General features: G+C 69.3%; 16 protein-coding genes. 10 read left to right on the forward strand and 6 right to left on the reverse strand.

Going from position 1 to position 18,700, the window contains the following annotated elements:
* Nucleotides 1-126: 126 nt before the first annotated feature.
* The 5 genes from ACIBK1_RS11785 to ACIBK1_RS11805 form a co-directional block, all read right to left on the reverse strand.
* Complete coding sequence (locus ACIBK1_RS11785) at nucleotides 127-3,057, reverse strand: glycoside hydrolase family 3 C-terminal domain-containing protein (protein WP_396734297.1); 2,931 nt, start codon at nucleotides 3,055-3,057, stop codon at nucleotides 127-129.
* A 53-nt stretch (nucleotides 3,058-3,110) separates the two neighbouring features.
* Nucleotides 3,111-3,950, reverse strand: coding sequence for a carbohydrate ABC transporter permease (locus tag ACIBK1_RS11790; protein ID WP_030505737.1), 840 nt, complete (start codon nucleotides 3,948-3,950; stop codon nucleotides 3,111-3,113).
* Nucleotides 3,947-4,849 (reverse strand): carbohydrate ABC transporter permease, encoded by a 903-nt coding sequence (locus ACIBK1_RS11795; protein WP_030505738.1) that lies wholly within the window; start codon nucleotides 4,847-4,849, stop codon nucleotides 3,947-3,949. Before ACIBK1_RS11795 ends, ACIBK1_RS11790 begins: the two co-directional genes overlap by 4 nt.
* Before the next feature lie 112 nt (nucleotides 4,850-4,961).
* Nucleotides 4,962-6,278 (reverse strand): ABC transporter substrate-binding protein, encoded by a 1,317-nt coding sequence (locus ACIBK1_RS11800; RefSeq protein WP_030505739.1) that lies wholly within the window; start codon nucleotides 6,276-6,278, stop codon nucleotides 4,962-4,964.
* Between the two features lie 23 nt (nucleotides 6,279-6,301).
* Nucleotides 6,302-8,605: a TIM-barrel domain-containing protein gene (locus ACIBK1_RS11805; protein ID WP_396734301.1), complete on the reverse strand. Its 2,304-nt coding sequence runs from the start codon at nucleotides 8,603-8,605 to the stop codon at nucleotides 6,302-6,304.
* A gap of 136 nt (nucleotides 8,606-8,741) precedes the next feature.
* Here ACIBK1_RS11805 and ACIBK1_RS11810 point away from each other — a divergent pair, with 136 nt between their 5' ends.
* The 3 genes from ACIBK1_RS11810 (at nucleotide 8,742) to ACIBK1_RS11820 (ending at nucleotide 10,175) form a co-directional block, all read left to right on the forward strand.
* A complete protein-coding gene (locus tag ACIBK1_RS11810) occupies nucleotides 8,742-8,978 on the forward strand; it encodes a hypothetical protein (protein ID WP_036404540.1) in 237 nt (78 codons plus the stop codon).
* A gap of 391 nt (nucleotides 8,979-9,369) precedes the next feature.
* Entirely contained in the window at nucleotides 9,370-9,915 is a 546-nt protein-coding gene (locus ACIBK1_RS11815) for a hypothetical protein (protein ID WP_156080723.1), read from the forward strand.
* 20 nt (nucleotides 9,916-9,935) lie between these two features.
* Complete coding sequence (locus ACIBK1_RS11820) at nucleotides 9,936-10,175, forward strand: hypothetical protein (RefSeq protein ID WP_396734304.1); 240 nt, start codon at nucleotides 9,936-9,938, stop codon at nucleotides 10,173-10,175.
* Between the two features lie 182 nt (nucleotides 10,176-10,357).
* Here ACIBK1_RS11820 and ACIBK1_RS11825 read toward each other — a convergent pair whose 3' ends face one another.
* Entirely contained in the window at nucleotides 10,358-12,370 is a 2,013-nt protein-coding gene (locus ACIBK1_RS11825) for a beta-galactosidase (RefSeq protein ID WP_396734307.1), read from the reverse strand.
* A 205-nt stretch (nucleotides 12,371-12,575) separates the two neighbouring features.
* On the opposite strand from ACIBK1_RS11825, the gene ACIBK1_RS11830 reads away from it, so the two are divergent.
* From ACIBK1_RS11830 to ACIBK1_RS11860, 7 genes are all read left to right on the forward strand, one after another.
* The gene (locus ACIBK1_RS11830; protein ID WP_396734310.1) at nucleotides 12,576-13,892 is read left to right on the forward strand and encodes an ABC transporter substrate-binding protein; all 1,317 of its coding nucleotides are present in this window, start codon (nucleotides 12,576-12,578) and stop codon (nucleotides 13,890-13,892) included.
* A 2-nt stretch (nucleotides 13,893-13,894) separates the two neighbouring features.
* On the forward strand, nucleotides 13,895-14,791 hold the full coding sequence (locus tag ACIBK1_RS11835; protein WP_396734483.1) for a carbohydrate ABC transporter permease: 897 nt from the start codon (nucleotides 13,895-13,897) through the stop codon (nucleotides 14,789-14,791).
* Nucleotides 14,791-15,672 carry a carbohydrate ABC transporter permease gene (locus tag ACIBK1_RS11840; RefSeq protein ID WP_396734313.1) on the forward strand — a complete coding sequence of 294 codons (882 nt, stop codon included), beginning with the start codon at nucleotides 14,791-14,793 and terminating at the stop codon, nucleotides 15,670-15,672. Before ACIBK1_RS11835 ends, ACIBK1_RS11840 begins: the two co-directional genes overlap by 1 nt.
* Nucleotides 15,673-15,716: 44 nt before the next feature.
* On the forward strand, nucleotides 15,717-16,718 hold the full coding sequence (locus ACIBK1_RS11845) for a LacI family DNA-binding transcriptional regulator (protein ID WP_030505746.1): 1,002 nt from the start codon (nucleotides 15,717-15,719) through the stop codon (nucleotides 16,716-16,718).
* A gap of 51 nt (nucleotides 16,719-16,769) precedes the next feature.
* Nucleotides 16,770-17,786, forward strand: a complete 1,017-nt coding sequence (gene sigJ, locus ACIBK1_RS11850) for an RNA polymerase sigma factor SigJ (RefSeq protein WP_396734316.1) — start codon at nucleotides 16,770-16,772, stop codon at nucleotides 17,784-17,786.
* A gap of 2 nt (nucleotides 17,787-17,788) precedes the next feature.
* Nucleotides 17,789-18,238, forward strand: a complete 450-nt coding sequence (locus ACIBK1_RS11855; RefSeq protein ID WP_239104934.1) for a carboxymuconolactone decarboxylase family protein — start codon at nucleotides 17,789-17,791, stop codon at nucleotides 18,236-18,238.
* Nucleotides 18,239-18,500: 262 nt separating this feature from the next.
* The gene (locus ACIBK1_RS11860; RefSeq protein ID WP_357318928.1) at nucleotides 18,501-18,668 is read left to right on the forward strand and encodes a hypothetical protein; all 168 of its coding nucleotides are present in this window, start codon (nucleotides 18,501-18,503) and stop codon (nucleotides 18,666-18,668) included.
* Nucleotides 18,669-18,700: the final 32 nt, after the last annotated feature.

An 18,700-nucleotide genomic window follows, 5' to 3' on the forward strand; every position in this document is an offset into this window, starting at 1 on the left:
CCCACTCGCCGCCGCACGACCGAACGCCCACTCGCCGCCGCACGGCCGAACGCCCCGCTCGTCGCCGCACAACCGGAACGCCCCGCGCACGTATGCGCGGGGCGTCCGTTGTTCTGGGCAGGAGCCTCAGCGCAGGGCGAGGTCCTTGATCCGGACGTCGCCGGTGAAGACCAGGTACACGTCCTTCACGCCGTTCGCGCCGGACACGGAGGCGGTCGCGGGGGCCCAGGAGTAGATCCCGCCGGTCGCGGCGACCGGGATCGTGGCCACCGTGGCGCCGGTCGGCGAGCCGAGGCGCACCTCGATGGTCCCGCCGCCCGTGGAGGCCACCCCGGCCGTCACCGTGCGGGGCTTGCGGAGCTGGACGTCCTTGAAGGCGATCCAGCCGCCGTTCGCGCCCGCCACCGCGTCGCCGCGCACCTTGGTCTCGTCGACCAGGTGGATGCCCGAGTAGTCGTCGAAGTCGACCGCGCGGGTGGTCTGCGACAGGTCGCGGTGCGGGATGTTCTCGCCCTTGACGTTGATCGTCGCCCGCTGGCGGATGTTCGCCGAGGACGACCCGACGAGCACGTCGTGGGTCGCGTTCTCGACGGTCCACGTGTTCCGGGTGACGTCCCAGAGCGCCAGGTCGCTCTTCTTGACGGTGAAGGCGATCGTCCTCGTCTGACCCGGCGCCAGCGTCACCCGCTGGAACGCGCGAAGCTGCTTGACCGGCTGCTTCACCCGCGACTTGTGCTGGTGGGTGTAGAGCTGCACGACCTCGTCGCCGGCCCGGGAGCCGGTGTTGGTCACCTTGACCGAGACCTCGTACGCGTCGCCCTTCGGCACCGCCTTGAGGCTCTGGTAGGAGAACGACGTGTACGACAGGCCGTACCCGAACGGGTAGAGCGGCTTGCCCTGGTAGTACAGGTACGTCCGGTCCTTCTTGACGATGTCGTAGTCGAGGATGCCCGGCAGCTCGTCGGCCGAGCGATACCAGGTCTGGGTGAGCCGTCCCGCCGGGTTGACGTCGCCGTACAGCACGTCGGCGAGGGCGTGCCCGGTCTCGGCGCCCGCGTGGGTGGTCCACAGGATCGCGGGGACGTTGTCCTGCTCCCAGTTGATCGTGGTCGGGTAGCTGTTCTCCAGCACCACCACCGTGTTCGGGTTGGCCGCCTTCACGGCCTTGACCAGCGCCTCCTGGCCCTCGGCCAGGTTCATGTCGGTGCGGTCGTGGTCCTCGCGGCCGTTGATGAACGGCATGCTGCCGACCACGACGACCGCCACGTCGGCGGCCTTGGCCTTGGCGACGGCGTCGTCCACGCCTCGGGAGACGACCTCCTTGGCGTAGTGCGTGGCCTGGTCGGCGGTGGTCAGGCTGAGCGTGCCGTCCGCCGCCGCCTTGACGTACTTGTCCTGCCCGAACCAGTCGTAGGCCGTCTCGTAGCCGGCGTACCGCAGCAGGGAGGTGCCGTCGGACTGCGGCTCCAGGGTGAACTGCTCCTGCACGAACCAGCCGGACGGCTGGTCGGCGGTGTTGGCCAGCGTCGCCCAGTTGGCCCGGCTGACGTACTTGCCGTTGGCCACACTGCGCAGCGTCAGCACGCCCTGACCCCAGTCGAACGCGTCGAACTGCTCGGTGTCGCCGAGGACCGTCGCGCTCTCCTTGAGGTCGCCGCCGGACGCGGGGGCGCTGATGTACTTCCCGGTGGCGACGTCCTTGAGCGCGATGCGGTCGACGCCCTCGGAGGAGGCCACCGACGCGGCCCGCTCCTTGAGACCGTCGAGCGGGGTCACCTTGTAGGGCAGGCTGCCCGAATACCAGTCGGTGTAGAGCACGTTCGCCAGCGGGCCGACCACGGCGACCTTCTTGCCGGGCTTCAGCGGCAGCGCGCCGCCGGAGTTCTTCAGCAGCACCATCGCCTTGGCCGCGGTCTCGCGGGCCAGCTTCCGGTGCTCCGGGCTGTCGATCACGTCCTTGGTGATCTTCGCGTACGGCCCGCCGTCGGGGTCGAACTCGCCGAGCCGGAAGCGGATGCTCAGCTGGTGCCGGACCGCGTCGTCGAGGTCCGCCTGCGTGAGCAGCCCCTTCGACAGCGCCTCCTTGACGGCCGCGACGGTCGGGGCGCCGTTGGCGTCGTCCACGGTGAAGCTGTCGAGCCCGGCCTTGATCAGCGCGGCGTCGGCCTCGGCCTGGGTGGCGTAGTACTTCTCGGAGTTGACCAGGTTGTTCGGCGCCCCGGCGTCGGTGACGTTGAACAGCGTCCGCTTCGTCCAGGAGCGGACGACGTCGTCGAGGTCGGGGTTGACCGTGTTCGGCCGGCCGTTGACGAGGTTGTACGACGCCATCACGCCGGTCGCCGCGTCGGCCTCGATGGCCGGCTTGAAGGCCGCCTCGTCGTACTCGTGCTTCACCCGCGGGGGCAGCTCCGACGACGAGGTGTCGCGGGTGACCTCGTTGTTGTTGGCCAGGTAGTGCTTCAGCGTGGGCGCCGTCTTCAGGTGGTCGGGGTCGTCGCCCTCCAGGCCGGAGCCGTACGCCGTGGAGATGGCGCCGGTCAGCGTGGGGTCCTCCGAGTAGCCCTCCTCGTTGCGCCCCCAGCGCGGGTCGCGCAGCAGGTTGACCACGGGGGCCCAGAGGTTGAGCCCCCACACGGTGGGGTTCTCGGCGTGGTGGCCGCGGGCCTCGTCGCCGACGGCCGAGCCGACCCGCTTGATCAGGCCGGTGTCCCAGGTGCTGGCCAGGCCGACCGCCTGGGGGAAGACGGTGCCCTTGGCGGTGACCACGGCGCCGTTGTCGGTGTAGTCGGTCGACCAGGCGACGCCGTGCAGCGCCTCGGTGCCCGTCTTGAACAGCTTGATGCCGAGGCGGTCGATCGCGGGGGCGTACTGGTGCAGCATCGCCACCTTCTCGTCCGGCGTGAGCCGGTTGAGCAGGTCGTCGACGCGCTGGGCGAGCGGCAGCGACGGGTCGCGGAACGGATAGTCGTCGGCCGCCCTCGCGGGGCCGGCGCCCAGGCTCAGTGCCAGAGCCAGGGCGGCCGACGCGGACAGCATCGCCGAACGGCGATGGGACATTGCGCCTCCAGGTCAGGTAGTGACGCGTTATTCGGGGGTGTTATTTGGGGGTGTTACTTGATGGCGCCCACCGTGACGCCACGGGTCAGCGTGCGCTGGAAGATCAGGAAGAAGGCCACGGCGGGGATGATGCCGAGCAGTGCGGACGCGCTGGACATGGTGGCGTCCATCATCTTCTCGCCCTGCAGGACACCCAGGGCGACCGGCACGGTCTGGTTGTCGTTGGAGATGAGGAACACCATCGGCAGGAAGAACTCGTTCCACGTCCAGATGAAGAAGAAGATCAGCAGCACCGAGAGGGTCGGGCGGCTGATGGGCACGACGATGCCCCACAGCATCCGCCGCCTGCTCGCGCCGTCGATCTCGGCCGCCTCCAGGATCCCCCGGGGGAACTGCCCGAGCACCGACGAGAGCAGGTAGGTCCCGAAGGCCGCCTGGATCACCGTGAAGATCAGGATGACGGCGAGCTTCGAGTCGTACAGCCCCACCTCCTTCGACAGGTAGTAGAGCGGGTAGACCAGCGCCTCCTGCGGCAGCGTGTTGGCGACCAGGAACAGCACGAGGATCCACAGCCGGCCGCGGACCCTGCCGATGCCCAGCGCGTACGCGTTGAGCACCGACAGCACCACCGCGGCGACCGCGACGACGCCGCTGATCAGGAGGCTGTTCCAGAGCTTCAGGCCGAAGTCGACGCGGTCCCAGAAGGCGACGATCCCGTCGAGGTAGAACCCGTGGGGCAGGCTCAGCGGGCCGCCGGAGGAGTATTCGGCCGGGGACTTGAACGCGTTGAGCGTGACGATGACGAAGGGGAAGAGCATCACGACCGCGAGCACAACCAGCGCCGCGAGCACGGCCCACCGCCCCGGCTGGCGGAAGGTGCGATCGGCGTTCACGACTCACTCTCCTGGTCACGCTCCTGCACCCGCAGGAAGAGGAAGGTCACCACGACGATGATCAGGGCAAGCACGGTCGCGATGGCCGAGCCGTATCCGACGTTGACCTTCTCGAAGAAGTTCAGATAGGAGAAGTACGACGGCACCATCGTCGCGGAGCCGGGTCCTCCCCTGGTGAGCACGAAGATCGGCCCGAACACCTTGAGCGCCGCGATCGTGCAGGTCAGCAGCACCACGAAGATCTCCGGCCGGATCTGCGGGATCGTGATGTGCCAGAACCTGCGCCACCACGAGGCGCCGTCGATCTCGGCCGCCTCGTACAGGGAGGGATCGACCCGCTGGAGCCCGGCCATGAAGATGACGACCGGGTAGCCGAGCTGGAACCACACCATGATCGCCATGACCGTCGCCAGCGCGATGTCGGGGTCGCCCAGCCAGTTGACCTTGATCCCGAAGATCTGATTCACCGCGCCGTACGACGGGTGGAGCATCCAGCCCCACACCACGCCGGCCACCGCGACGGGCAGCACCTGCGGCAGGTAGAAGGCCGCGCGCAGGGCCGAGGCCGTACGCCCGCCGAACCGCTTGGCGATGTAGTCGAACAGCGCGGAGGCGAGCACCAAGCCGATGATCGTCGGCACCACGGCCATCGCGATGATCAGTGCGACGTTGTGCTCGAAGGACGCCCAGAAGCGCTCGTCCTTGAACAGCTTCGTGTAGTTGTCGAGCCCGATCCAGGTGGGGGCGCCGACGCCGGACCAGCGGGTGAAGCTCGTCGCCACGTTCATCAGGAGCGGGACGACGATGATCGCGAGGAACAGCACCAGGCTCGGAACCAGGTAGAGCCAGTAGCCGCCCCTCCCGCGCGGGCGGGCCGTGCCCGCGCCGGGTGGTGCCATGTGTGGAGACCTTTCCAGAAGGGGGCCCGGCGGCGGGGACCGGTCAGGCAGCCCCGCCGCCGGAGTCGGAGGGAGATCGGGCCCCGCCCTGCTCAGGCCGGCGGGACCCGTTCTAGTTGCCGATGTCGGCCAGGTTGTCGTTGTACGGCTGGGCGATCTCGTCCAGGACCTCCTCCGGCTTCTTGCTGCCGTTGATCAGTTCCTGGATGCCGGCGACGAGCACGTCGTAGTAGCCGGGAGCCGGCCAGTCAGGGTAGAAGGCCAGGCCGTCCTGCGTCGAGAGCCTGTTGAAGTTCTCGATGAGCTCCTTGTTCTGCGCGTCGGTGATCGCGGTGGGGTCGGCCGCGACCGGGACGCCGCCCGAGTTGCCGAGCAGGTTCTGGATCTCCTTCTTCATCGTGATGTCGATGAAGTCGTAGGCGAGGTCCTTGTTCTTGGACTTCTCGGGCACGACCCACAGGTTGCCGCTGGATCCCGGGGCGAACTGGCCCGGCCACAGGAACGAGCCCCACGTGAAGTCCTTGATCTCCTCCTGGAGACGGCCGAACCACCAGCTGCCCGACACCATGATCGGGAACTTGCCGCCGATGAACGCCACGCCCATGTCCTCGGCCTTCATGCCGGCCGAGTCCTTGCTGACGTAGCCCTTCTTCACCCAGTCGGAGAAGGTCTGGGCCGCGTAGGTGAACTCGGGGCCGTGGAAGTCGACCTTGCCCTTGTAGAGCTCGAAGGAGTCGATCCAGGCGCGGTTGGCCTTGTTCAGCGCGAGCAGGTAGAACAGCTGCTGGGCGGGGTATTCGGCGCCCGCCATCGCGATCGGCGTGGTGCCCTTCTTCGCGAACGCGTCGAGCGCGGCGGTGAACTCGTCGAAGGTGGTGGGCACCTTGACGCCCGCCTTCTCGAACATGTCCTTGTTGTAGTAGACCATCACGTACTCGCCGTAGTTCGGCACGCCGAACCACTTGCCCGAGCCCATGATGCCCCGCTCGTCGTACTTCGCGGTGGTCTGCAGCGACGGGCTGAGCAGCTTGTCCCAGCCGCGCTTGGTGGCCTCCTCGGTCAGGTCGGTGAGCAGGCCCTGCTTGGACAGCAGGCCCGCGGTGGCGTTGCCCTTGTTGTACTCCATGATGTCCGGGGCCTCGTCGGAGTTGAGGACCATGCCCGCGGTCTTCTGGATCTGCTCGAAGCCCTTCTCCTCGAACTTCACCTTGACGCCGGGGTGGCTCGCCTCGAAGTCCTTCATCGCCTGCGCCCAGGCGGTGCCCATGGCGCTGTTGCCGGTCTCGTAGTGCCAGAGGGTGAGGGTCTTGCCCTCGGCGGAGCCGCCGCTGCCGCTATCGGAATCGCCAGAGGATCCACCGCACGCGCTGAGCGCCAGTGCGGCCGCGGCCAGTGCCGCCACCGCCGCGCTCCTGCCTACTCTGAACATGGTCTTTCTCCAGGGGGGTGTGCCTAGTTGATGACGACCGGGGCGCCGGGGCCGACGAACTCGACGCCGTCGATCTGCTTGGGGCCCTCGGCGGTGACGACCAGCCTGTCGCCGTCCCGCACCGCCGTGACCGTCGTGTCGCCGTCCAGGTCCCTGATCGTCGTACGGCTCTCGCGCTCCGGCAGGCCGAAGGCGAGCAGCGAGACCCGGGGGTCGTCGGCCACCGTGTCGCCCGGCTCGGTGACCGGGATCAGCGAGCCGTGCCGTACGAACAGGGGAATCTGGTCGAGCGGCGGCGACACCGTGACGTAACGCCCGCCGTCGACGGCCTCACCCGTCCAGTAGTCCACCCACACCCCCGAGGGCAGGTAGACCTTCCGGGTGCCGTCGGCGGAGGTCATCGGAGCGACGAGCAGGTCGGTGCCGAGAAGGTACTCCAGGTCCGCCTGCCAGGCCACCGGGTCGTCCGGGTGGTCGACGCACAGCGCGCGCAGGATCGGCGCGCCCGTCTCGGCCGCGGTGACGGCCGCCGAATAGATGTACGGCATGAGCCGGTAACGCAGCCGCAGCGCCTCGACGGCGGCCCGCTCGGCGTGCGGCGGGAACTCCCAGGGCTCGCGGGTGGTCGTGCCGTGGAACCGTACGAGCGGGGACAGCGCCGCGAACTGCGACCAGCGGATGTAGAGGTCCGGGCTGGGCGTGCCGCTGAAGCCGCCCGCGTCGTGGCTCCAGAACGGTATGCCGGACAGGCCGTGCGAGAGGCCGCCCCTGATCGTGCTGCCCATCGCGGGGTAGGTCGTGTCGGAGTCTCCGCTCCACTGGGCCGAGTGGCGCTGACCGCCGAGGTAGGACGAGCGGGCCCAGACCAGGCCGTGCCCGTTCACCTCGCGGGTCACGTCCGCGACGATGTCGTTGAACAGCAGCGCGTAGACGTTGTGCAGCTCGGTGCCGGTCATGCCGTTGAAGGCCACGGCGTCGGCGGGGACGCCCTCGGCGAAGTCGGTCTTGAACGCCGCCACGCCCTCGCGCAGGCGGTCGCGCAGCAGGCCCTTGAACCACTCCACCGCCTCCGGGTTGGTGAAGTCCACGATGCCGCAGGCGGGGTAGGAGCCGTGCCAGGTGTCGGCGACGTACGTCTCGCCGTCGGGCCGGTTGAGGAAGTAGCCCTTCTCCGCCGCCTCCGCGAAGGCCGGGCTGAGGTGCGAGATGTAGGAGTTCATCCAGAGACAGACCTTGAAGCCCTGCTCCTTGAGCGTGGCCAGCATGCCCGCCGGGTCGGGGAACGTCTCGGGGTCCCACTGGAGATCCGACCAGTGCCCGTCCGCCTGCCAGTAGCAGTCCAGGTGGAGCACGTCGCAGGGGATGCCCCGCTCCCTGATCTTCCTGGCCCGCTCCAGCACGCGCTCCTGGCTGTCGCGGAAGAAGCCCGAGGAGATCCAGGTGCCGAACGCCCACTTCGGCGGCAGCTCGGGCCGGCAGGTCAGCCCGTCGAACCGGTCCAGGACCTCGGCGGGGGTCGGTCCCGCGATCACGTAGTAGTCGATGAGGTCGTCGGGCACGATGATCTGCACGGCGCTGTGCGTGGACTGGCACACGTCGAACTCGACCGGCGTCCCGCTGTCGACGCAGATGCCGTACCCCCTGCTGGACAGGTAGAAGGGCACGTTCTTGTACGCGCGCTGCGACTCGGCCCCGAACGCGTCGAAGTTCCACATGAGCGGGCGCTGGCCGCGCTTGTCGAGCGGCGTGAACGACTCGCCGAAGCCGCCGAACGCCTCGTCCGCCGGGGCCACGAACGTGTCGTGGTAGGCGACGGGGGCGCCGTCCACCGTGGAGCGGCCGAACGGCAGCGTGCGCAGCCGGCCGCTGATGTCGGGGTGGCCCGGGTCCTGCTCCACCAGCGTCCGGCCGGCCCGGTCGGTGAAGCGCAGGTTCCAGGGGTTCAGCCGCACCTCGGCCCGCAGCGACCCGGCGTCGATCACCACGCGGCTGTGGCTCGCCTCCACGACGGCCGCGCCGTACTCGCCGGGGGTGACCATCGAGATCGCGCGGGAGGACCGGGTGCGCGCGTCGGGGTCCTCCGACAGGCGCACCCGGATCACCCCCTCACCCGCGACCGTGATCTGCACGACGAGCGTCTCCTCCGCCGAGGTGGAACCCTTGAGCGTCACGCCCCGCCCGTCGGAGACCACCACCTCCGCGCTGGTCAGCGCGGACAGGCCCTCCTCGCCCGGCTCGCGCACCGGAAGCTCTGGAGGATCCGCCACGAAGAACTCGCGCGCGATCAATGGGGGACGGTACGGCATTGCGGCACTCCATCGGCTCATCCGGCGATTGTGGAGTTAGTTTGCCGTCCATCCCAACAAAGGTCAATGGGTTGGTACCGCTCCGGATTTGTCCAAGTTATTCCGGTTTGTGTCTAGTTGGGGTAATGTGACCGCAATCCCCGGCTAGGTAGGTGACATGGACAGGTTCGTACACGTAATGCCGCTCGACGACGTGATCGACCACGAGGGCAGCCCGGAGTGCGTCTGCGGCCCGGGCGGACAGCCCGTCACGGCCGCCGACCTCGGCGAGCCGGTTCCGCACACGGAGCGCGACGCCGTCATCCTCGGCTGGCCCCACCCCGCCGTCGGCGTGATCTACCAGCACCACCCGCTCAGCCCCTGCCACGAGTGGGAAGCCATCCCCGAGTCCTGAGCCGATCCGCGGCTTAACAACCGCCAATCACTGCCAGTTTCGGGAACGCACAGTAATTGACTGACAACAGTCAGTAATGTCTCGGTCATGCCCGGTATCGATCACGAGATGCCCCTCGAACTCATCCGCAACCGGCCGGAGACCGCGCTGGAACTGCTGCGTTGCGTGCAGAAGGTGGACATTCCGCCGCACGTAACCGCCCGCTTGGAGACGGTCGACTGCACCCAGGCGCCGATCGAGTTTCGCGCCGATTCGGTGGTGGTGCTCCGGGACGAGACCGGAGCGGCGTTGATGGCCGTGATCGTGGAGGTGCAACTCCGCAGATTCCGGCAAGCGCTTCAGCTGGCCGGTCTACGTCACGACGCTGCGGTCCCAGCACAGGTGCGACACCGTGCTGCTGGTCATCTGCCCGGACCGGTCGATGGCCCGGTGGTGCGAGAGGACCATCCGGCTGGGCCCGAGCGGCGTCGTCACCCCACTGGCGATCGACCCCGGCCGCGTGCCCCTGATCACCGACCCCGACCAGGCCCGCGCCTGCCCGGAACTCGCCGTGCTCTCGGCCGTGGCGCACCCCGACGAGGCCGACGACGAACCGGTGCTGCAGGCGATGCTGGCAGGGTTGAAGACCCTGGATCGGGAGCACAGGACCCTATATTTGAACTACGTGTTCAGATCGCTACCTGAAGTGACGATCAAGCGTCTGGAGGAGATGGTGACCACCATTCGGGACTTCGAGGACCTCGGCAAGAAGTACTTCTCCCACTGGGTAGCGGAAGGTCAGATCAAGACGATTCTCAACGTGCTGGATTCGCGCGGCCTCGAGGTCTCGGACGACACGCGTGAACGCATCCAGCGATGCGAGGACACGAACCAACTGGACGCCTGGGCCCGCAAGGTCGGCACCATCACGTCGGTCGAGGAGCTGTTCGCCGAATGAGGCGATCACCGAATGAGATGATGCGGGGCTTCGAGGACCTCGGAGAGAAGTACTTCCCGCACTGGATCGAAGCGGGCCGCGCCCTGGGGGAGGCGGAGGCAACGTTGGTCGCGGGAATTGTCACCGTGCCGGAGATGCGCGGCATGAAGGTCTCCGAGGACGCAGGGAAACGGATCAGCCAATGTGAGAGCCTCGACCAGCTGGGCGCCTGGCTGCGAAAGGTTCCCAAGGTCAAATCGGCCGACGACCTGTTCGATTGAAGGCGGGCCTGCGGTGTGCCGGTCCCCCGAAACCTGAAGGACGCCCCCGGGCCCTCCCCTCGACGTGGTCAGGTCGCCGCCGGGAGGGAGACCGCGTCCGCGCTACCGGCGGGCGAGTTCCCGCGCTGCGGGCAGCGCCCGATCGTCGAAGCGCACAGTGCCGCGGCACGACGCCGGGGCGTTCAGGTGCGGACGACCACGACGCCGCCGGCAGGCACCGTCGCCGCACCGTCGTACGCGGCGCCGTCGAGCACACCGGTGCCGGTCACCCCGTCCACCGTCACCGGCGCGTCCGCGTGGTTGATGAGGAACAGGTGGTCGCCCCTCCGTACCAGCTCCAGCGTGTCGGGCAGGCCGCGCGGCCGGGACACGCCCGCGTTGTCGAGCACCCCCGCGACGAGATCGCGCAGGCCGGACCCGGCGTCCAGTGCGGTGGACACGTACCACGCACTGCCCGCTCCCAGGTCGTGCCGGGTGACGGCGGGATGCCCGGCGTCGGGCCCGTCGGCGAACTCGTGCACGGCCCGCGCCCCCGCGAGCCGTACGCGCTCGGACCAGATCCGGCCGGTCGCCCCGGGTTTGGATGACTCGGGCCCGGACGCTTTCGACGGCCGCAGCGTGACCGTCTCGTGCTCGCGGAGCGGGTGAAACTCCTCGACGGCCACACCGAGCACCTCGCGCAGCGCCCCGGGATAGGCCCCCGGGTGGATGGTGTCGTTCTCGTCCACGATGCCGGAGAAGTACGACACGAGCAGGTGGCCGCCCGCCTCCACGTGGCGGTGCAGGTTCTTCGCCGCCCCCTCACCGAGCAGGTAGGAGCTGGGCGCGACGACCAGCCGGTACGGCGACAGGTCGGCCGACGGGTGCACGAAGTCGACGGTGACGTGCTCGCGCCACAGCGCCTCGTAGTAGGCCTCGATCCGTTCCCGGAAGCGCAGGTCGGCCGAGGGGCGCCACTCGAATTCGAGCGCCCAGTAGGACTCCCAGTCCCACACCACGGCGACCTCGGCCGTCACCCACGCGCCCCTGACCCCGGCGAGCCTCCCGAGGTCCGCGCCGAGCGCGACCACCTCGCGCCAGATCCGGGAGTCGGTGCCGGCGTGCGGCAGCATCGCCGAGTGGAACTTCTCCGCGCCGTATCGGGAGGCGCGCCACTGGAAGAACATCGCCGAGTCCGAGCCGCGCGCCACGTGGGCGAGGGTGTTGCGGCGCATCTCCCCCGGCCGTTTGGCCAGGTTGCGCGGCTGCCAGTTGACCGCGCCCGTCGAGTGTTCCATCAGCATCCACGGGCGGCCCCCGGCCACCGACCGGGTGAGGTCGGCGGCCATGGCGAGCTCAATGTGCGGGTCGGCGCGGGCCGAGTCGAGGTAGTGGTCGTTGGCCACCACGTCGACCTCCGCCGCCCAGCGCCAGTAGTCCATGGGCTTGCAGTTGGGGATCATGAAGTTGGTTGTGACGGGCAGGTCGCTGAACCGCCGGATCGTCTCGCGCTCCCTGCGGAAGCAGGCGATGTGCGCGTCGACCGAGAACCGCATGAAGTCGAGCTGGAGTCCGGTGAGCAGGCCCACCGGCGCGGCGGCGGGCGGCTCGACCTCCTCGAACGCGCCGTAGGTCAGCCCCCAGAAGGTGGTGCCCCAGGCGGCGTTGAGCGCGCCCACGTCTCCGTACCTGTCCCGCAGCCAGGCGCGGAACGCCTCGGCCGACGTCGGGCAGTAGCAGTGGGCGTTGGCCCAGCCGTACTCGTTGTGCACGTGCCACATCGCCAGGGCGGGGTGGCCGGCGTACCGCGCGGCCAGGGCGGCGACGACCCGCTCGGACGCCGCGGCGTAGTCAGGCGAGCTCGGGCAGAAGCTGTGCCGCGAGCCGCCGCCGAGCACGTGGCCCTCCCTGTCCATAAGGCGGCTGCCCGGATAGCGGCGGCGGAACCACGTGGGCGGCGAGGAGGTGGGGGTGGCGAGGTCGGCGTAGATCCCGGCCGAGTGGAGCAGGTCGAGGATCCGGTCCAGCAGGGAGAAGTCGTACTCGCCCTCCTGCGGCTCGATCAGCCCCCAGTTGAAGACGCCGACGGTCACCAGGGTGACCCCGGCCTCGCGCATCAGGCGGACGTCCTCCCGCCACACCTCCTCCGGCCACTGCTCCGGGTTGTAGTCCCCGCCGTACGCGAGACCCTCGGGCAGGACGGGATATCCGGGCACGTCTCCCCCTCGATTCTGCTTCTGTGAACGTGCACAGTAACGCAGAACCGTCTCATCGAGAAGGTGCCATCGATCTACCCTGATCAACCAGGGGCGCTAACAACCGCGTAACGACCATTGACAGCACACGGGGCACCTTTCAGTCTGTGAACGCTCCCAGACGTTCCATCCTCCTGTCCCCCTCCCCACCCGCCTGGAGGAACACATGCGCGTGAACCGGTTAGCAGTGGCGGCGGTCGCGATCCTCACCGCCACGCTCTCGACGGCCTGCTCGGGCGGCTCCGACGAGCCGTCCTCGCCCGCCGCCGGCCAGAGCGCGGCGCCGGCCGGCCCGGTGAAACTGACCTACTGGACCTGGGTCCCGAACATGGACAAGATCGTCACAGCCTGGAACCAGGCCCACCCCGACATCCAGGTCACGGTCAGCAAGCAGGCGGGGGGCGACGACGCGGCGGCCAAGTTCCTCACCGCCGCCAAGGCCGGCAACCCGCCCGACCTGGTCCAGGCCGAGTATCAGATGCTGCCCTCCTTCGTCGCCGCCGACGCCGTGGCCGACCTCAAGGCCGAGACCGCACAGGCGAAGGCCGAGTTCGGCGAGGGCATCTGGGGCCTGGTGACGCTGGGCACGGAAGCCGTCTACGCGGTGCCCCAGGACAGCGGGCCGATGATGCTCTACTACCGCAAGGACCTGTTCGAGAAGTACGGCATCGAGGTGCCGAAGACGTGGGACGAGTACGCCGAGGCCGCCCGCACGCTGCACAAGAAGGACCCCAAGGTCTTCCTCGGCACCTTCTCCAGCAAGGACCCGGGCTGGTTCGCCGGGCTCTCCCAGCAGGCGGGGGCGCAGTGGTGGTCCATCAGCGGCGACGCCTGGAAGGTCTCGGTGAACGACGAGGCCACCAAGAAGGTCGCCTCCTACTGGGGTGGCCTGGTGAAGGAGGGGGTCATCGACGGCATGCCCTACTTCACCCCGGAGTGGAACAAGGCGCTCAACGCGGGCAGGCTGCTCACCTGGCCGTCGGCCGTGTGGGGCCCGGGCGTGCTGTCCGCCAACGCGCCGAAGGGCAAGGACAAGTGGGCTGTCGCCCCGCTGCCGCAGTGGAACGCGGGTGAGAACCACAGCGGCTTCTGGGGCGGCTCCTCCACCGCCGTCGCCGCCAAGTCGCCCAACAAGGCCGCCGCCGCGAAGTTCGCCACCTGGCTGAACACCGACCCGCAGGCACTCGGACTGCTGATCAAGGAGGGCGCGATCTACCCGGCCTCCGTCAAGGGCGGCGCGCTCATGACCGAGGCTCCGGACTACTTCTCCAGCCAGCCCGACTTCTGGCAGCAGGCCGCTTCCATCGGCGCCACGGCCCGCGGCTTCACCTTCGGCCCGAACGTCAACGTGACGTACAACGCGTACAGGGACGCCTTCGACAAGGCCGTCGCCGCCAAGTCCGACTTCGCCGGCGCCGTGCAGACGATGCAGGACGCCACCGTCGCCGACATGCAGAAGTCCGGCTTCACCCTGGCCCAGTGATCATGACATCGCGGAAGAAGGGCGTCCGCGTGCACCGCGCGGGCGCCGCGCCCTACCTGTTCCTCGCCCCGGCGATGGCGCTGTTCGCGCTCTTCATGGCCCTGCCCATCGGCTACACGATCTATCTGAGCCTGCGGCGCACCAAGGTCTCCGGCCTGGGCCTCGGCAAGGGGGCCCGCAGGGAGGTCTTCGCCGGGCTCGCCAACTACGCCGCCGCCGTGGGCGACGGCGAGCTGTGGGCCGGATGGCTGCGCGTCCTCGCGTACGGAGCCCTCGTGCTCGTGCTGATGCTGGGGCTCGCCCTCGTGTTCGCGCTGATGCTCGACGCGGCGCACGTGCGGCTCGCCCGCCTCACCCGGATCTCGATCTTCCTGCCGTACGCCGTGCCGGGTGTGGCGGCGACGCTGATATGGGGCTTCCTCTACCTGCCCAGCCTCAGCCCGTTCGGCGAGCACCCGTTCCTGAGCGCCGGCCTCGTGACGTTCTCGATGGCGAACGTGGCGGTCTGGGGCGGCACCGGCTTCAACATGCTGGTGCTCTACACGAACCTGCGGGCCGTGCCGCGGGAGTACTACGAGGCGGCCAGGATCGACGGTGCGAGCGAGCTGGGCATCGCGCTGCGCATCAAGATCCCGATCCTGGTGCCGTCGATCATCCTGACGACGGTGTTCTCCGTCATCGCGACCGTCCAGGTGTTCACGGAACCGACCACCCTGCGGCCGCTGACGAACACGATCAGCTCGACCTGGAGCCCCTTGATGAAGGTGTACCGCGACGCGTTCGTCACCGGCGACCTCTACTCGGCCGCCGCGACGTCCATGGTGATCGCCGGGATCTCCCTCGTGTTGTCGTTCGGCTTCCTGCGGGTCGTGAAGAACCGCGCGTTCGGGGAGAGCTGATGGCCGCCACCGCACTGCCGGGGAGCCGCGGGCAGGCACGCCCCTCGCGGCACCGCCCGCTGGGGATCGCGCCGACCGGGGTGCTCGTGCTGGGCGCGATCTACACCCTGTTCCCGGTGAGCTGGGTGGTGGTCGCGGCCACCAAGTCCAAGGCCGAGCTGTTCTCCACCTCGACCTTCGCGCCCGGCACCGGTCTGCTGTCCAACCTGGCCGACCTGTTCGCCTACCGCGACGGCGTCTTCTGGCTCTGGCTGCTCAACACGGCCCTGTACGCCGGCGGCGGCGCGGTGCTGTCGACCGCGGTGTCCACGATCTCGGGGTACGCGCTGGCGAAATACTCCTTCCCCGGCCGCGGCCTGATCTTCAACCTGCTCATCGGCGGCATCCTGGTGCCGTCGGTCGTGCTGGCGATTCCGCAGTATCTGCTGTTCTCCAAGGCCGGCCTGGCCGACACGTACTGGTCGGTGCTGCTGCCCCAGATCCTGCACCCCTACAGCATCTATCTGGCCAGGATCTACTCTCAGGCGGCGATCCCCGGCTCGCTGATCGAGGCGGGCCGGCTGGACGGCGCGGGCGAGTGGCGGCTGTTCCGCCGGGTGGCGCTGCCGCTGCTGACGCCGGGCATGGTGACGATCTTCCTGTTCCAGTTCGTCGCGATCTGGAACAACTTCCTGCTGCCGTTCATCATGCTGGGCGACGACCACAAGTTCCCACTGACGGTCGGCCTCTACACCCTGCTCGCCGCGGGCGCCAACCAGCCGTCGCTCTACAACCTGATCATCACGGGGACGATGCTGTCGCTCATCCCGCTGATCGCGCTGTTCCTCACGATGCAGCGTTACTGGCGTACGGACCTGTCCGGCGGGGCCGTGAAAAGCTGATGGGCGCGGGGAAACACGCTGATCGGCGGGGGGACAATACGACCATGGCGAAGCGTCCGACCATTCACGACGTGGCCGCGGCGGCGGGCGTCTCCCGGGGCACCGTCTCCCGGGTGCTCAACGACGACCGGTATGTGAGCCCCGCCGCCCACGCCGCCGTCCGCCGCGCCATCGCCGAAACCGGCTACATCGTCAACCGCAACGCCCGCAGCCTGGTCACCCAGCGGACCGGGTCGGTGGTCATGGTGCTGTCGGAGCCGCACGAGAAGGTCTTCGAGGACCCCAACTACAGCACCACGATCCGCACGGCGATCCGGCGGCTCGGCGAGCGGGACGTCTCCCTGGTCATCATGCTGGCCGGGGACGACGGCGACCGGGCCAGGGTGGTGCACTACGTGCGCGGCGGCCACGCCGACGGGGTGCTGCTGATGTCCACGCACGCGGGCGACCCGCTCGTGGACGAGCTGGAGTCGCTGCGCATCCCGGCCGTCGCCTGCGGCGCCGTCATCGGGAAGGAGAACGTGATCCCCTACGCGGCGGCCGACGACCGCGAGGGCGCCCGGCAGATGGCCCGCTATCTGGTCGAGCAGGGCCGCAGGAAGATCGCCACGATCACCGGCCCGATGGACACGCCGGGCGGCATCCAGCGGCTGGAGGGCTTCGCCGACGTGCTCGGCAGGAAGGCCTCCAGAAGGCTGATCGAGCACGGCGACTGGACCCAGCTCAGCGGCGAGAGTGGCATGGCACGGCTGCTGGAGCGCACCCCCGACCTCGACGCGGTCTTCGTGGCCTCCGATCTCATGGCGGCCGGCGCGCTGTCCACGCTGCGCGCGGCCGGACGCAGGGTCCCCGACGACGTGGCCGTGGGCGGCTTCGACGACTCGTCGGTCGCCGCCACCACGCACCCGCCCCTCACCACGATCCGCCAGCCGCTCGCCGAGGTCGCGGAGGAGACCGTACGGCTGCTGCTCGCGCTCATCGACGGAGGCGGCCCGGTGGACCCCGTGATCCTGCCCACCCGCCTCATCGTGAGGGAGTCCGCCTGATTTCCCCGTCGGGGGATGTCACACACTGAGGTGGTGTCTCGTCCTCACTGTGTGAACGACCATGACGACGGCACGGCCGTCCTCGACACCGAGTTCCGGGCGACGTCCGAGGCGACGTTCCAGGCGACGTTCGAGGCGATGCGGCCCCGGCTGCTCGGCGTCGCGTACGGCCTGCTCGGCAGCCTCGACGAGGCCGAGGACGTCGTGCAGGACGCCTGGCTGCGGCTGCGGTCCGCCACGGCCGCGGGCGGCGGCGAGGAGATCAGGGACGTGACCGGCTGGCTGGTGGTCACGGTCTCCCGGCTCGCTCTCGACGTGCTGCGCTCGGCGCGGCACCGCAGAGAGGAGTACGTGGGGCCGTGGCTGCCGGAACCGGTTCTCACCCGGCCGGTTCCCACCGGGCCTGTTCCCACCGGGCCGGTTCTCTCTGGGCCCGTTCTCACCGGCTCCGCTCTCACCGGGCCCGACCCCGCGGAGCGGGTGACCCTGGACGAGTCGCTGAGCATGGCGATGCTCGTCGTGCTGGAGTCGCTCAGCCCTGCCGAGCGGACCGCGTTCGTGCTGCACGACGTGTTCGGCCTGACGTTCGCCGAGGTGGGCGAGGCCGTCGGGCGCAGCCCCGCGGCCTGCCGGCAACTCGCCGCCCGGGCCCGGGCGCACGTCGCGTCGCGCGCGCCCCGGTTCGACGTGGACCCCGCCGAGCACCGGCGGGTGGTCCACGCCTTCGCCCGGGCCTGCCTCGGCGGAGACATGGACGCGCTGGTCGCGCTGCTCGACCCGGACGTCGTGCTACGCAGCGACGGCGGCGGCCGGGTGCGCGCCGGGAGGCGGCCCGTCTCCGGAGCGGCCAAGGTGGCCAGGCTGCTGTCCGGCATCCAGAGGTTCGGCCGGTATGAGCTGGTCCCCGCCGTGGTGAACGGCTGGCCGGGTCTGCTGCGCTACCGGGACGGACGGCTGGTCGCGGTGATCGGCCTGACCGTCGCCGACGGCCGCGTCACCGCCGTCGACATGGTCCTGAACCCCGAGAAACTCGCCCGTGTGACACGGGCCGACGAGACGAGGAGATGACGGTGACCGAGAGGATCAACGTCCGCGAGCTGGCCCCCGAGGCGTACCGGGCCATGCGCGGGGTGGAGCGTTTCCTGCACGAGTGCGACGTGCCCCCCGCCACTTTGGAGCTCGCCAAGATCCGGGCCAGCCAGATCAACGGCTGTGCCTTCTGCCTGGACCTGCACTTCCGGGAAGCCAAGAAGGCCGGGGAGAGCGACGAGCGCCTGTGGTCGGTCGCCGCCTGGCGGGAGGCGCCCTGCTACACCGACGCCGAGCGGGCCGCGCTGGCGCTGACCGAGGCCGCGACCCGGCTGGCCGACCGGCCCGACCCCGTGCCGGACGAGATCTGGGCGGATGCGGCCAAGCACTACTCCGAGGAGCAGCTGGCCGCGCTGGTCGTCGCCATCGCGCAGATCAACGCCTGGAACCGGATCTGCGTCGTGAGCCGCAGGGCGCCCGGCTCTGTCTGAGCGAAAAGGGGAGGACGGCGGCACACGGGGCGAATAGTCTGCCTAACGTCATGGAAGGAGGAACGCCATGAGACGTAGCACGATTCGCAGGCCTCGCCGCGTCCGTCGTCCCGCCGCCGACCTCGACCTGCGCACCCCCTCCGGCCGGCCGCTTCCGTACTGAAAGTCGTGTGACTCCGGACGCTTTACGCCCGTTTTACTAAGCGTCCGATATCTATACCCGGGAAGGTCACGGAACCATCACGGTCGGGGGGAAACGAACATGGTCACGGTGGTGCCGTCGCTCGCCAAGGTCAGGGACATCAGGTCCGCGCTGCGCCGCAGGCCCGCGCGGGACAGGAGAGACCGGAAGATCGTCGATCTCAGGGCCTACACGGGCGGGAACGTCATCCGGTTCCCGAGGACGTCCGGGCCGACGTCCGCCGCCTGAGCGGCTCTTCCGCAGCGATCCACGAGACGGCC

Source organism: Microbispora rosea, assembly GCF_044460045.1.
Classification (GTDB): domain Bacteria; phylum Actinomycetota; class Actinomycetes; order Streptosporangiales; family Streptosporangiaceae; genus Microbispora; species Microbispora rosea.